Raw genomic sequence first — 14,001 nt, 5'->3', positions numbered from 1 at the left:
CGTTAGTTGCTGTCGCTCACCCGGTCCATGGGCAGCCACAGCACCGTGCCCCGCCCGGCCGCGCCCGAGGTGCCGGAGGCCAGCTCCTTGTCGCTCAGGGCCCGGTTCCACACGCGGACGTCGTCGATGGCCCCGGTGAGGAACGCCCGGCTGTCCATGCGCTGGCCGATGTGCACCCCGAAGGGGGAGTTGCGGCTCACCGAGCCCGGCACATCCACGGTGCTGAGCGCCTCGCCGTCGAGGAAGAGCGTCAGATTCCCACCGCCGCGGCGCAGCGCCAGGTGGTGCCAGCGGCCGTCGTTGTGGGCGCCGTCGGCCGACACCGAGGCCGACCTGACGGTCGTGGCGCCCGACCGGGTGGTGATCAGCCCCCGGACCCGGTTGCCGGCCGGCTCCCCGCGCAGCCAGATCTGCGGCTGTGTGGTGCCGATGCCACCCATCCACAGAAAGGGCTGCTCGCCGGTCGTGGCGGTGTAGCGGAAGTGCAGCGAGACCGTGAACTCCCCGTCCCCGAGGGGGAGCCGGGACCGGTACGGCAGCCGTACGGCGTCGTCGGCGCCGTCGAAGGACAGCGCGCCGCCGCGGACACCGGCCGTCGGTCCGGCCCCGCCGAGCACGGCCGCGGGCCTGGCACCCGCCGCCGCGTCGCGGGTGGTCGGGTCGGCGCCCCGGCGTGGCTTCAGCCAGTCCTCGGTGAATCGGGCGAAGCGGATCTCGTCTCGTGCGTCGACCGCGCCGCCCTCGTACAGCAGGCCCACCGTCGCGCGGTCGACGGCCGCCATGTCGGAGTAGCCGGACCAGTCCGTGGTGACGACCGTGCCCCGGTCCACGCTCTCCCAGGTGCGCCCGCCGTCGTAGGAGGAGCGGACCATCATCGTGCGGCGGCGGTCGGGGTCGGCCGGAGCGGACAGCAGCATCCGGTCACCGAGGCGCAGGGTCGCGCCCTGGACCTGCGGGGTGTACAGGTCGGGGAGAGCGCGGAACGGCGTGGCGAAGCTGTCGCCGCCGTCCAGGCTGAGGGTCTGGGAGCGGTGGCCCAGGTCGGTGCCGTCCTGTTCCCGGCCGCTGACGAGCAGGGTGCCGTCGGCGCGCTCGGTGAGCGTCACCTCGGACGGCTTCTGCCGGAACGTGCCGTCCTGCCCTATGGGCCAGGTGTCGGTGGCGCCGACCCGCCAGGAGTCGCCGCCGTCGTCGCTCACGACGAGCGCGGCGTGGTTGGCGGATACCCGGCTGCCGTTCCATGTCTCGGTGTTGACGCCGAAAACGAGCCGCCCTGCGTGTTTGCCGCGGGTCAGCTGGATTCCGTGCACGGGCCCGGTCGCGTACCAGGAGTTCCAGTGCCCGGGCAGGATCTCGCCGCTCAGATCGCGCGGCTCGGACCAGGTCCGGCCGTCGTCGTCGCTGTACTGCAGATGCGGGGTGCGGTCGCAGGGGACGGTGCAGTTGCCGGCGTCCGTACGGCCGGTGTTGAACGTCTCGGCCAGCAGGATCCGGCCGGTCCTGCGGTCCACGACCGGCGCCGGGTTGCCGTGTGTGTCGCCCGCGCCCTCGGTGACGACCTGGAGCGGCCCCCAGGTACGGCCACCGTCGGTGGAGCGCTTGACGACGATGTCGATGTCGGCCGCGTCGCCGCAGTTGAGGACGCGGCCCTCGGCGAACGCCAGCAGCGTGCCGCTGGTGGTGCGCACGATCGCCGGGATCCGGAAGCAGGCGTAACCCGGGTCCTGGGAGGCCTTGAAGAGAACCTGCTGCTCGAACTCCGCTGCGGATGCCGCGGGTTGGCTGTGCGCCGGGGCGGTGGGCACGAGCAGCGCCCCGGCGGCGGCAGCGGCGGTCAGGGTGGATCTCAGACGTGCGCGAAGACTTGACGGCATGGTGCGACCTGCCCTTCATGCGTCTGTCGGCCGGACCACCGGTGCATGGGAACAGACATCTGGTCATCCGGACATTCCACGTCCAATGTGTGGGCCACAGACGGTACTTGGCTTCTCGGACCCCCCACAAGAATCGTGCGTCAGGGGATCAGGACGACCTTGCCCAGGTTGGCCCGCTCCTCGATCTCCGCGTGCGCCTTGGCCGCGTCCTCCAGGGCGAACTCCCCGTGGACGACGGGCTTGATCTCTCCCGCCGCGAACAGCCGCCACAGTTCCTCACGCCACTGCTCGTACAGCTCCGGTTTCCCCCGGGCGATACGGGCCATCTGGAACCCGGTCACCGACTTGGCGTCCACGAGCAGGTCGTACGCCTGGATGGTGCCGCCGCCCGAGCTGTAGGCCACCAGCCGCCCCTCGGGGACGAGCGCGTGGAGGGCGCGGGTGAGCAGCTCTCCGCCGACCGCGTCCAGCACGTAGTCGACCGGGGTGCCCCAGCTGCCGTCGCCGTAGGAAATGACGTGATCGGCGCCGAGGCCCCGGACGAAACCGGCCTTGGCCGGGTCGGAGACGGCTCCCACGACCCGTCCGGCGCCGCGCGTCCTGGCCAGCTGCACGGCCAGGTGGCCGACGCCGCTCGCGGCCGCGGTGACCAGGGCCGCCTCGCCCGGCTGGGGGCGGGCCGCCTCCAGGGCACCGAGGGCGACCAGGCCGCTGCGGACCAGGGCGACCGCGGCGACGGCGCTCGCGTCTGCCGGGACCGGGGAGGCCATGGCCTCGTGCAGCAGCGCGAAGTCGGCGTAGCCGTGGCTGAAGCAGAGCCCGGTCACCCGGTCGCCGGTACCGAAACTCGTGACGCCCCCACCGACGGCCACGACCTCCCCGGCGATCTCACCGCCGAGCGGGACGGGCTCGGCCGCCTCGGTGACCTTGCGTACCACCGGGAGCGTGACGCCGATCGCCTCCGCGCGCACGAGCAGCTCTCCGGGGCCGGGCTCGGGGAGCGGGGCCTCCTCCAGGAAGAGGGGGCCGCCTCGGGATTCGTAGCGGACGCGGCGCATCGCACCTCCGGGGTCGTCGGACTTCCCGACGGAGTCGTTGGGAACCCCAACGGTATAGGAGGATCATAGGAACACCCAACGATTTACTGGTTAGGCTGCGGCCATGTCGGAAGCCCCCCTCCCCGCGATCCGCTCCCTGCCCAGCTGGCTGCTCGGCCGCGCCGCCGCCCGCGGCCGGGCCCTGGTGGCCGCGGCGCTGGCCGAGGAGGACATGCGGATGTGGCACCACGTGGTGCTGTCCGCCGTCCGCGACCTCGGTCCCGTCGCGCAGGCCGACCTCGGCCGCGGGGTAGGGCTGGACCCCAAGGACCTGGTCGGCGTCCTCAACGACCTCCAGTCGGCGGGCCTGGTGGTTCGCGAGCCGGACCCGGTGGACCGCCGCAAGAACGCGGTGTCCCTCACGGCGCGGGGAGCACGGCTGCTGAAGCGCTGCGAGAAGGCGGCCCGCGCGGCCAACGACGAACTGCTCGCACCGCTGTCGGCGGCCGAGCGGGAGCAGTTCACGGGGATGCTGCTGCGGATATCCGGTACGGCGGACTGACGACGCCCCCGCGTCTTCGCGAGGGCGGGCCGAGACGGGGCCCCTGCGGCGCAGGGGGCGCTCCCCGCCGGTCGGGGCCCCGCCGCCGTGTCGCGGAGGAACCGGTTCAGCCCTGGGCGGCCGCGGCCCGCAGGGCGATCCGGTCCTCACCCGCGTACACGTTCATGGAGCTGCCCCGCAGGAAGCCCACCAGCGTCAGGCCCGTCTCGGCGGCGAGGTCAACCGCCAGCGAGGACGGGGCCGACACGGCCGCCAGCACGGGGATGCCGGCCATCACGGCCTTCTGCGCCAGCTCGAAGGAGGCCCGGCCCGACACGAGCAGGATCACCCGCGACAGCGGCAGGTCCCCGTTCTGCAGGGCGCGGCCGACCAGCTTGTCGACCGCGTTGTGCCGGCCCACGTCCTCCCGGACGTCCAGCAGCTCGCCCTCCTCGGAGAACAGGGCCGCCGCGTGCAACCCTCCCGTCCGGTCGAAGACCCGCTGGGCCGCGCGCAGCCGGTCGGGGAGGCTCGCGAGCAGCTCGGGGGTGATCCGGACCGGGGGAGTGTCGGCGATGGGCCAGCGGGCCGTGGTGCGCACCGCGTCGAGCGACGCCTTGCCGCACAGGCCGCAGGAGGACGTGGTGTAGACGTTGCGCTCCAGCGTGATGTCCGGGATCACCACGCCCGGGGCCGTCTTCACGTCGACCACGTTGTACGTGTTCGAGCCGTCGGCCGTCGCCCCGGCGCAGTAGACGATGTTCTGCAGGTCCTGCTGCCCGGCCAGCACCCCCTCGCTCACCAGGAAGCCCGCCGCCAGCGCGAAGTCGTCCCCCGGGGTGCGCATGGTGATCGCCAGGGGCTTGCCGTTCAGCCGGATCTCCAGGGGTTCCTCGGCGACGAGCGTGTCGGGGCGGCTGGAGACCGCCCCGTCCCGGATGCGGAGAACCTTGCGTCGTTCCGTGACTCGTCCCATGTCCTGATCAGTCCCGGTTCTGTACGTGCTGGTAGCCGAAGCGGCCCTTGATGCAGAGGTTGCCGTGGGTCACCGGGTTGTCGTGCGGCGAGGTGACCTTCACGATCTCATTGTCCTGCACGTGCAGCGTCAGGTTGCAGCCCACTCCGCAGTACGCGCACACCGTGGTCGTCTCCGTCTGCCGCGCCTCGTCCCACGTACCCGCCGCGCGCATGTCGAACTCGGATTTGAAGGACAGCGCGCCCGTGGGGCACACCTCGATGCAGTTCCCGCAGTACACGCACGCCGAGTCGGTCAGCGGCGCGTCGTGCTCCACGGCGATCCGGGCGTCGAAACCGCGTCCCGCGACCGAGATCGCGAAGGAGTTCTGCCACTGGTCGCCGCAGGCGTCGACACACTTGTAGCAGAGGATGCACTTGTCGTAGTCGCGCACGTACAGCTCGTTGTCGACCCTCGGCTCCTCGTTCAGCCGGGCCGCGTCCGGCCCGAAGCGGTCCGGCTTCGCCTCGTACTCCTTGAGCCACCCGGCGACCTTCGGCGTCGTCGACAGGTCGACCGAGGACGCGAGCAGTTCCAGGACGACCTTGCGGCTGTGCCGGGCGCGCTCGGTGTCCGTGCGCACCTCCATCCCCGGCTCGGCCTCGCGGGAGCAGGCCGGGACGAGCGTCCTGGCCCCCTCGACCTCGACGACACAGACGCGGCAGGCGTTCTTCGGCCGCAGGGTGTCGCCCTCGCACAGGGTCGGGATGTCCTTCCCGGCCGCCCGGCAGGCGTCCAGGACGGTCGAGCCCTCGGGGACCCGGGCCTCCTCGCCGTCGAGGGTGAACTCCAGCATGCGGCGCGGGATCCCCAGCGGTGTGACGGTCATTCGTACGCCCCCAGACGGTCGATGGCGGATTCCACGGCGTTCCACGCGGTCTGCCCGAGACCGCAGATCGAGGCGTCCCGCATGGCGCGGCCGACCTCCCGCAGCAGCGCGATGTCCCCGGCGGCGTCGGCGCCCGTGCGCTCCACGATCCGGTGCAGCGCCTCCTCCTGCCGCACGGTCCCGACCCGGCAGGGCACGCACTGCCCGCACGACTCGTCCCGGAAGAACTCCGCGATGCGCAGCAGCAGCCGGGGCAGGGGCACGCTGTCGTCGAAGGCCATCACCACCCCCGAGCCGAGTGTGGTGCCCGCCTCCCGCGTCCCTTCGAAGGTGAGCGGGACGTCCAGCTCGTCGGCCCGTACGAAACCGCCGGCCGCCCCGCCGAGCAGCACCGCCCGCAGACCGTCCCGCACCCCGGCCAGCGTGAGCACATCGCCCAGCGTCGCGCCGAACGGCACCTCGTAGACACCGGGCCGCTCCACACTCCCGGACACGCAGAACAGCTTCGGTCCGGTGGAGCGCCGGGTGCCGATCGCCGCGTACGCCGGGGCGCCCATCGTCAGGATCGGCAGGACGTTGACCAGTGTCTCGACGTTGTTCTCGACCGTCGGCTTGCCGAACAGGCCCTTCTCCACGGGGAACGGCGGCTTCGAGCGCGGCTCGCCCCGGTAGCCCTCGATGGAGTTGAACAGTGCCGTCTCCTCACCGCAGATGTAGGCGCCCGCGCCGCGCCGGATCTCGATGTCGAAGGCGTAGCCCTGGCCGAGGACGTCGTCGCCGAGCAGTCCGCGCGCACGCGCCTGCGCGATCGCGTGCTCCAGCAGGTGCAGGGCGCGCGGGTACTCGCCGCGCAGGTAGAGGTAACCCTTGTGCGCGCCGGTCGCGTACCCGGCGATCGTCATCGCCTCGATCAGCGCGTACGGGTCGCCCTCCATGAGCACGCGGTCCTTGAAGGTGCCCGGCTCGGACTCGTCGGCGTTGCAGACGAGGTAGTGCGGATGATCGGGCTGGGAGGCCGTGGCCTGCCACTTGCGGCCGGTGGGGAAGGCGGCGCCGCCGCGTCCGGCCAGGCCCGAGTCGATGACCTCGCGGATGACCCCGGCGGGACCCAGTTCGAAGGCCCGGCGCAGGGCGGCGTAGCCGCCGTGGGCGCGGTAGTCGTCGAGGGAAGACGGGTCGACCACGCCGACGCGGTGCAGCAGCATCAGACCGTCCTGCCCCGCCTGGGGCACCGCCAGCGCGGCCGGCGGCTCCTCTGGCGCGGAGCCGGGCGAGCTCGCGGCGAGCACGGCCTCCTCGACGGTCGCCGGCGCGGAGACCGCCGTACGGACGGGATCCCCGGCCTTGATCGCGAGCGCGGCCGGGGCCCGTTCGCACAGGCCCAGGCACGGGCTCCGCTCGACACTCACCCCGCTGCCGGGGCCCAGCCGCTCCTCGATCCCGGCGCACAGCTCCGGTGCCCCGGCCGCCGCGCACGCCAGGTCCGTGCACACGTGGAGCACGGTCGCCGGACGCGGCTCGACCGAGAACATGGCGTAGAAGGTGGCGACCCCGTAGGCCTCCGCCGGCGGCACCGTCAGCCGCCGGCACAGGTAGTCGAGGGCGCCCTCGCTGATCCAGCCGATCCGGTCGTTGACGGCGTGCAGCCCCGGCAGCAGCAGGTCGCGGCGGTCCCGGGCCTCACGCCCGCCACGCGCCCACCGCAGATCCGCATCGGAGCGGTCGGCGCCCTCCCAGGAGGACTCGGGAGGCCCGAGGAGGGCGTCGACGGCCGCCCGTTCCTCGTCCGTCGGTTTGCTGTCACCGAAGTGCAGGTCCACGTACGTTCACCCCACGATGGTCGCGATGGGCAGCTTCTCGATCCGGATCGCCGACGCCTTGAACTCCGCCGTCCCCGCGATCGGGCAGTTCGCCTCGATCGTCAGGGCGTTGGTGTCCACCTCGTCGGGGAAGTGCATGGTCATGAAGGCGAGCCCGGGCCGCAGCGCGGGGTCCACCCACACCGGGGCCGTCACCGACCCGCGCCGCGAGGTCACCTGGACGTGCTCGCCGACCACGACCCCGTAGCGCTCGGCGTCCTCCGGGCTCAGTTCGATGAACTCGCCGCGCCGCAGCGGTGAGGCGTAACCGCCGCTCTGCACGCCGGTGTTGTACGAGTCGAGCCGCCGCCCGGTGGTGAGCCGGATCGGGTACCGCTCGTCGGTGAGGTCCACGGGCGGGTCGTGCTGCACGATCCCGAAGGGAGCGAGCGGGCCGCGCCGGGCGGGGTCGGTCTCCCACAACCGCCCGTGCAGATAGGTGGGTTCGATGCCGTCCGTGCTCGGGCAGGGCCACTGGATGCCCTGGTGCTCCGCCAGCCGCTCGTACGTCATGCCGTAGTGGTCGGGCGAGACCGACCGCAGCTCGTTCCACACGGTCTCGGCGTCGGCGTACTTCCAGTCGTGGCCGAGGCGGGCCGCGAGGTCGCAGATGATGTCGATGTCCTCGCGGGCCTCACCGGGCGGGGTGACGGCCTTGCGTACGCGCTGCACGCGCCGTTCGCTGTTGGTGGTCGTGCCGTCGGTCTCCGCCCAGCCGGCGGTGGCCGGCAGGACGACGTCCGCGAGCTCGGCCGTCTTCGTCAGGAAGATGTCCTGCACGACCAGGAAGTCCAGGGCCTTCAGCCGGCGTACGGCCTGCTCGCTGTCCGCCTCCGATTGGGCAGGGTTCTCGCCGATGCAGTAGACGGCCTTGAGCGAGCCGTCCTCCATGGCCTCGAACATCTCCGTGAGGTTCAGGCCGTAGTGCGGCTGGATCACGGTGTCCCAGGCCGACTCGAACTTCAGCCGGACGCTCGCGTCCAGGATGTCCTGGAAGCCCGGCAGCCGGTTGGGGATCGCTCCCATGTCGCCGCCGCCCTGCACGTTGTTCTGCCCGCGCAGGGGCTGAAGCCCTGAGCCGTAACGGCCGACATGCCCGGTGAGCAGGGACAGGTTGATCAGGGCGCGGACGTTGTCGGTGCCGTTGTGGTGCTCGGTGATGCCCAGGGTCCAGCACAACTGGGCCCGTTCGGCACGTGCGTAGGCGTGCGCCAGCTCGCGGATGGCCGCCGCCGGTACGCCCGTGACCTTCTCGGCGAGCGACAGCGTCCACGGCTCGACCAGCGCCTTGTACTCCTCGAAGCCGGTGGTCGCCCGCTCGATGAACGCCTCGTTCGCGAGCCCCGCGTGGATGATCTCGCGGCCGACCGCGTGCGCCATCGGGATGTCCGTGCCGACGTTGAGCCCCATCCAGCTCTCCGCCCACTCGGCGGTCGACGTCCGGCGCGGATCGACCGCGTACATCCGGGCGCCGTTCCTGATCCCCTTCAGCACGTGCTGGAAGAAGATCGGGTGCGCGAACCGGGCGTTGGAGCCCCACATCACGATGACGTCGGTGCGCTCGATCTCCTCGTACGACGACGTCCCGCCGCCCGAGCCGAACGCCGCCGACAGGCCCGCCACGCTCGGGGCGTGACAGGTGCGGTTGCAGGAGTCGACGTTGTTGGTCCCCATGACGACCCGGGCGAACTTCTGCGCCACGTAGTTCATCTCGTTGGTGGCGCGGGCACAGCTGAACATGCCGAAGGCGTCGCGGTTGCGCCCGAGGCCCAGGGCGGCCCGGTCCAGGGCCTCCACCCAGGTGGCCTGCCGGAACGGCTCGTCGCGGGAGTCCCGTACGAGCGGGTGCGTCAGCCGGGTGTAGGTCTTCGGTTGCCGTTTCCTCATACGACGCTCCTCATGCGGCGCTCCTCAGCGCGAGCAGGTCCGAGATGGCGTGCACGGTGCGCAGGGTGGGCACCTCCACGCCGGTGATCTCCGCCAGCTCGACGACCGCGGCGAGCAGCACGTCGAGTTCGAGCGGCTTGCCGCGCTCCAGGTCCTGGAGCGTGGAGGTGCGGTGGTCGCCGACCCGCTCGGCGCCCGCGAGCCGGCGCTCGATGGAGACCCCGACCTCGCAGCCGAGGGCCTCGGCGACCGCCAGCGTCTCGGTCATCATGATCTCGATGACCTTGCGGGTACCGCCGTGCAGGCACATCTGCCGCATGGTGGCGCGGGCCAGGGCGCTGATCGGGTTGAAGGAGATGTTGCCGAGCAGCTTGACCCAGATGTCGCTGCGCAGGTCCGGTTCGACCGGGCACTTCAGGGCGCCGGCCTGCATGGCCTCGCTGAAGGCGAGACAGCGGGCGGAGCGGCTGCGGTCGGGCTCGCCGATGGAGAACCGCGTGCCCTCCAAGTGCCGGACGACGCCCGGCCCTTCGAGTTCGGTCGCCGCGTAGACGACACAGCCGATGGCCCGTTCGGGCGCGAGCACCGCACTGACCGCGCCGTCCGGGTCGACACTCTCGACGCGGTGACCGTCGTACGGGCCGCCGTGCCGGTGGAAGTACCACCAGGGGATGCCGTTCTGGGCAGCGACGACCGAGGTCGTCTCGTGCAGCAAGGGCGCGATCAGCGGCCCGCACGCCGCGTACGCGTTGGCCTTCAGGCCCAAAAAGACGTGGTCGACCGGGCCGACTTCGGCCGGGTCGTCGGTGGCGTGGGGGCGCGCGGTGAAGTCGCCGCGTGGGCTGCGCACCCGGACTCCGTGCTGCCTCATGGCCGCCAGATGCGGTCCACGGGCGATGAGATGCACCTCGGCGCCCGCGCGGTGGAGCGCGGCGCCGACGTAGGCGCCGATGGCACCGGCGCCGAGAACTGCGACTTTCACGGGAACACTCCGTTCGGTTTGAGGGATACCGCGGAGGTGGCTGCCGTCCGGCCGCCCACGGGTCGCGTATGGCTCGCGGACGGCTTGTGTCGACGAAATATTGTCTACAGTATGGAGGTTGGGGCGGCAAGGGTTCGCGCGCCGACCGTTCGGCGCATGCTGGATACCGCTCACCGCATACGGTCGACGCGCCGCCTTCTCAACTCCCGCGCGGATGCCTACCGTCCGGGGTTCATGAGTCCCCCAGTCGCGCCCCCGGGCTGGAGCCGCTGGCTCGTCCCGCCCGCCGCTCTCTCCGTCCATCTCTCCATCGGCCAGGCCTACGCCTGGAGCGTGTTCAAGCCGCCCCTGGAGTCCGCGCTCGGCCTCAGCGGCACACAGAGCGCGCTGCCCTTCCAGCTGGGCATCGTCATGCTGGGCCTGTCCGCTGCGTTCGGCGGCACGCTCGTGGAGCGCAACGGCCCGCGCTGGGCCATGACCGTCGCCCTGATCTGCTTCTCCTCCGGCTTCCTGCTCTCCGCGCTGGGCGCGTCCCTGGAGCAGTACTGGCTGATCGTCCTCGGCTACGGCTTCGTCGGCGGCATCGGCCTCGGCATCGGCTACATCTCGCCCGTCTCCACGCTGATCAAGTGGTTCCCGGACCGGCCCGGCATGGCCACCGGTATCGCCATCATGGGCTTCGGCGGCGGCGCGCTCATCGCCTCGCCGTGGACGGCGCAGATGCTGGAGTCGTTCGGCGGCGACAGCTCCGGCATCGCGCTCGCCTTCCTCGTGCACGGGCTGTCGTACGCCGTCTTCATGCTGCTGGGTGTGCTGCTGGTCCGGGTGCCTCGCACCGAGAAGCCCGTGGAGAGCGGGCCGAGTGTCCTCGCCGGCCCGCAGGTCAGTGCGAACCAGGCCGTCCGCACCCCGCAGTTCTGGCTGCTGTGGCTCGTGCTCTGCATGAACGTCACCGCCGGCATCGGCATCCTGGAGAAGGCCGCGCCGATGATCACGGACTTCTTCGCGGACACCTCCACCCCGGTGTCGGTGACCGCCGCCGCCGGTTTCGTCGCGCTGCTGTCGGCGGCGAACATGGCGGGCCGCATCGGCTGGTCGTCGACCTCCGACCTCATCGGCCGCAAGAACATCTACCGCGTCTACCTGGGGGCCGGCGCCCTGATGTACGCGCTCATCGCCCTGTTCGGCGACTCCTCCAAGCCGCTGTTCATCCTGTGCGCGCTGGTCATCCTCTCCTTCTACGGCGGCGGTTTCGCCACGGTTCCCGCCTACCTGAAGGATTTGTTCGGTACGTACCAGGTCGGTGCCATCCACGGGCGGCTGCTCACCGCCTGGTCCACGGCCGGGGTGCTCGGGCCGCTGATCGTGAACTGGATCGCCGACCGGCAGGAGGAGGCGGGCCGGCACGGCGCGTCCCTGTACGGGCTGTCCTTCGTCATCATGATCGGGCTGCTCGTCGTCGGCTTCGTCGCCAACGAACTGGTCCGGCCCGTCGACCCCCGCCACCACGTCCCCGCCCCGAAGGAGGCCGCCCATGTCCGGCGAGAGCAGTCAGAGTCCGCCTAGCCCTGACCGGCGGTGGCTGATCGCCTTCGCCTGGGCGTGGGTGGGCGTCCCGCTCGCCTACGGGCTGTACGAGCTCGTCCGCAAGGCGACACAGCTGTTCACCGGGTAGGTGCCCAAGCGTGGGGCGGGCGCCGGTGTGCCGGTCGGGCCGCGGGGCACAGGGTGGGCGTCCGACAGGTGTCCGGGCGTCCGAGCTCCTGACCGAAGCTGACAACCCCGGCGCTCGTTTCCTGTCGTCTTGGCTGCCGTCGTACCCGTGAGTCACTGATCAGACTGGTGGATCCGCTACCCAAGGCAACGAGGGGGACCCACCCAATGAACGGCTCGCGCATCGCCGCCGTCGGCCACTACCAGCCCGCCAAGGTGCTCACCAACGAGGACCTGGCGGCCCTGGTGGACACCAGTGACGAGTGGATCAGGAGCCGGGTGGGCATCCGAACCCGCCACATCGCCGGACCCGACGAGCCGGTCGACGAACTGGCCGGCCACGCCGCCGCCAAGGCCCTCGCGTCCGCCGGGCTGACCCCGGCGGACATCGATCTGGTGCTGGTCGCCACCTCCACGGCCGTCGACCGCTCGCCCAACATGGCGGCCCGGGTCGCGGCCCGCCTGGGCATCCCGCAGGCCGCCACCATGGACCTCAACGTCGTGTGCGCCGGCTTCACCCACGCCCTGGCCACCGCCGACCACGCCGTCCGCGCGGGGGGCGCGAGCCGGGCGCTGGTCATAGGGGCCGACAAGATGTCCGACGTGGCCGACTGGAGCGATCGCAGCTCGTGTGTGCTCGTCGGCGACGGAGCCGGGGCCGCGGTGGTGGAGGCCGCCGGCGAGCCGGCCATCGGTCCGGTGCTGTGGGGCTCGGTGCCCGAGATGGGCAACGCGGTGCGCATCGAGGGCAACCCGCCGCGCTTCGCCCAGGAGGGGCAGAGCGTCTATCGCTGGGCCACCACGCAGCTCCCGCCCATCGCGCGCCGGGCCTGCGCGCGGGCCGGGCTGGAGCCGGCCGACCTCGCCGGAGTCGTGCTGCACCAGGCGAACCTGCGCATCATCGAACCCCTCGCCGAGAAGATCGGCGCCGTCAACGCGGTCGTCGCGCGCGATGTCACCGAGTCCGGCAACACCTCGGCCGCGAGCATCCCGCTGGCCTTCTCGAAGCTGGTCGAGCAGGGGGCGCTCACCACCGGCGACCCGGTGCTGCTGTTCGGTTTCGGCGGGAACCTCTCGTACGCGGGGCAGGTCGTGCGCTGCCCCTGAGCGTGCGCCGCCCCTGGCGGAGGGGTGGTGTGACGCGGTCAACTCCCCAAAGCCCTGGCTCTTGTGCGCCGTAGACTGTAGACGAAAGACAATCAATACTGACTCTGCGGCGATACCGGCTCGCGCCGCGCTGTGCACGGCCCTGCCGAGGAGGGGGACCGCGATGCTGTCGACAGGCCTGCCCCAGGGGGCGGTACCCAAGCTGGAACGCCCGGGTCCGCTGCGCGACCGTGTCTACGAGGCACTGCTCGAACTCATCACCACGCGTGCGCTCCAGCCCGGCCAGCATCTCGTCGAGAGCGAACTCGCCGGGCATCTCGGGGTCTCCCGGCAGCCCGTGCGCGAGGCCCTGCAGCGGCTCAACACCGAGGGGTGGGTCGATCTGCGGCCCGCACAGGGCGCGTTCGTGCACGAGCCGACGGAGGAGGAGGCCGACCAGCTCCTCACGGTCCGTACGCTCCTGGAGGCCGAGGCGGCCCGGCTCGCGGCGGCCAACGCGAACAGCGCGGGCATCGCCGCCCTGGAAGCGCTGTGCGCGGAGGGCGAGAAGGCCGTCGAGGCCGACGACGTGGACGGGGCCGTCGCCATGAACGCCCGCTTCCACGCCAAGATCATGGAGCTCGCGGGCAACGCGGTCCTCGCCGAACTCGCCGCCCAGGTCGACCGGCGCGTGCGTTGGTACTACACGCCGGTGGCCCGCCGGCGCGGCCACCAGTCCTGGATCGAACACCGCGAGCTGATCGCCGCGGTCTCCGACCGGGACGAACAGCGCGCCACCCAGCTGATGCGCGCCCACACGGAGCACACGCGACGGTCGTACCACGCGCGGGCGCGCTCCTAGGCGATCGGGCTGTCCCCGGGCGCAGGGGGGCTGTCGGTACCGCCGGGTTCGTGTCGTTCCGGCCCACCGGGCTGTCGGTACCGCCGGATCGTGTCGTCCGGCCCGCCGGTGTGCCCGCGGGAAGACGCGGGAGACGGTGGCCCCTTGGTCCAAGGGACCGCCCTGCCCTCGCCTTTGTCCTGTGAGTGGAAAAAGTAGAGGGCAATTCCTGCGCGACTTCTTCCCACCTCCGGTGGCCGCTGCTACGTTCCCTCCGAAAGCAAGCCACCGAGGTGGCGGAAAACCGGCGCGCACAGGCCGATCGAGGCGGGGAGGG

The 14,001-nt window shown here is 71.8% G+C and carries 12 protein-coding genes; 5 read left to right on the top strand and 7 right to left on the bottom strand.

Annotated elements, in window-relative coordinates:
- Window positions 1-2: 2 nt before the first annotated feature.
- Complete coding sequence (locus ACFY9E_RS03400) at window positions 3-1,874, bottom strand: exo-alpha-sialidase (RefSeq protein WP_390978898.1); 1,872 nt, start codon at window positions 1,872-1,874, stop codon at window positions 3-5.
- A 140-nt stretch (window positions 1,875-2,014) separates the two neighbouring features.
- Window positions 2,015-2,932 carry a zinc-binding dehydrogenase gene (locus tag ACFY9E_RS03395; protein WP_390978896.1) on the bottom strand — a complete coding sequence of 306 codons (918 nt, stop codon included), beginning with the start codon at window positions 2,930-2,932 and terminating at the stop codon, window positions 2,015-2,017.
- Between the two features lie 103 nt (window positions 2,933-3,035).
- On the opposite strand from ACFY9E_RS03395, the gene ACFY9E_RS03390 reads away from it, so the two are divergent.
- Window positions 3,036-3,473, top strand: coding sequence for a MarR family transcriptional regulator (locus tag ACFY9E_RS03390; protein ID WP_390978894.1), 438 nt, complete (start codon window positions 3,036-3,038; stop codon window positions 3,471-3,473).
- Between the two features lie 106 nt (window positions 3,474-3,579).
- Here ACFY9E_RS03390 and fdhD read toward each other — a convergent pair whose 3' ends face one another.
- Genes fdhD through ACFY9E_RS03365 form a run of 5 tightly spaced genes read right to left on the bottom strand, consistent with a single transcriptional unit; the run spans window position 3,580 to window position 10,024 of the window.
- Window positions 3,580-4,428 carry a formate dehydrogenase accessory sulfurtransferase FdhD gene (gene fdhD / locus ACFY9E_RS03385; RefSeq protein WP_390978892.1) on the bottom strand — a complete coding sequence of 283 codons (849 nt, stop codon included), beginning with the start codon at window positions 4,426-4,428 and terminating at the stop codon, window positions 3,580-3,582.
- Window positions 4,429-4,435: 7 nt separating this feature from the next.
- Window positions 4,436-5,296, bottom strand: a complete 861-nt coding sequence (locus tag ACFY9E_RS03380; RefSeq protein WP_390978890.1) for a 2Fe-2S iron-sulfur cluster-binding protein — start codon at window positions 5,294-5,296, stop codon at window positions 4,436-4,438.
- A complete protein-coding gene (locus tag ACFY9E_RS03375; protein WP_390978889.1) occupies window positions 5,293-7,116 on the bottom strand; it encodes an NAD(P)H-dependent oxidoreductase subunit E in 1,824 nt (607 codons plus the stop codon). The genes ACFY9E_RS03380 and ACFY9E_RS03375 overlap by 4 nt, the downstream gene beginning before the upstream one ends.
- 6 nt (window positions 7,117-7,122) lie before the next feature.
- Window positions 7,123-9,042 (bottom strand): molybdopterin-dependent oxidoreductase, encoded by a 1,920-nt coding sequence (locus ACFY9E_RS03370; protein ID WP_390978887.1) that lies wholly within the window; start codon window positions 9,040-9,042, stop codon window positions 7,123-7,125.
- Between the two features lie 10 nt (window positions 9,043-9,052).
- Window positions 9,053-10,024, bottom strand: coding sequence for a 2-dehydropantoate 2-reductase (locus tag ACFY9E_RS03365; RefSeq protein ID WP_390978885.1), 972 nt, complete (start codon window positions 10,022-10,024; stop codon window positions 9,053-9,055).
- A 234-nt stretch (window positions 10,025-10,258) separates the two neighbouring features.
- Here ACFY9E_RS03365 and ACFY9E_RS03360 point away from each other — a divergent pair, with 234 nt between their 5' ends.
- The 4 genes from ACFY9E_RS03360 to ACFY9E_RS03345 all read left to right on the top strand — a co-directional run bounded on the left by ACFY9E_RS03360 (window position 10,259) and on the right by ACFY9E_RS03345 (window position 13,685).
- Window positions 10,259-11,590: an MFS transporter gene (locus ACFY9E_RS03360; protein ID WP_390978884.1), complete on the top strand. Its 1,332-nt coding sequence runs from the start codon at window positions 10,259-10,261 to the stop codon at window positions 11,588-11,590.
- Complete coding sequence (locus ACFY9E_RS03355) at window positions 11,559-11,699, top strand: hypothetical protein (RefSeq protein WP_390978882.1); 141 nt, start codon at window positions 11,559-11,561, stop codon at window positions 11,697-11,699. The genes ACFY9E_RS03360 and ACFY9E_RS03355 overlap by 32 nt, the downstream gene beginning before the upstream one ends.
- Window positions 11,700-11,905: 206 nt before the next feature.
- Window positions 11,906-12,844 (top strand): beta-ketoacyl-ACP synthase 3, encoded by a 939-nt coding sequence (locus ACFY9E_RS03350; RefSeq protein ID WP_390978881.1) that lies wholly within the window; start codon window positions 11,906-11,908, stop codon window positions 12,842-12,844.
- A 163-nt stretch (window positions 12,845-13,007) separates the two neighbouring features.
- Window positions 13,008-13,685, top strand: coding sequence for an FCD domain-containing protein (locus ACFY9E_RS03345; RefSeq protein WP_390978879.1), 678 nt, complete (start codon window positions 13,008-13,010; stop codon window positions 13,683-13,685).
- Window positions 13,686-14,001: the final 316 nt, after the last annotated feature.

The sequence above is a fragment of the Streptomyces sp. NPDC012466 genome, from assembly GCF_042955215.1.
Classification (GTDB): Bacteria; Actinomycetota; Actinomycetes; order Streptomycetales; family Streptomycetaceae; genus Streptomyces.
The sequence above is the reverse complement of the archived record's forward strand: the minus strand, read 5'-3'. Positions and strand labels throughout refer to the sequence as shown.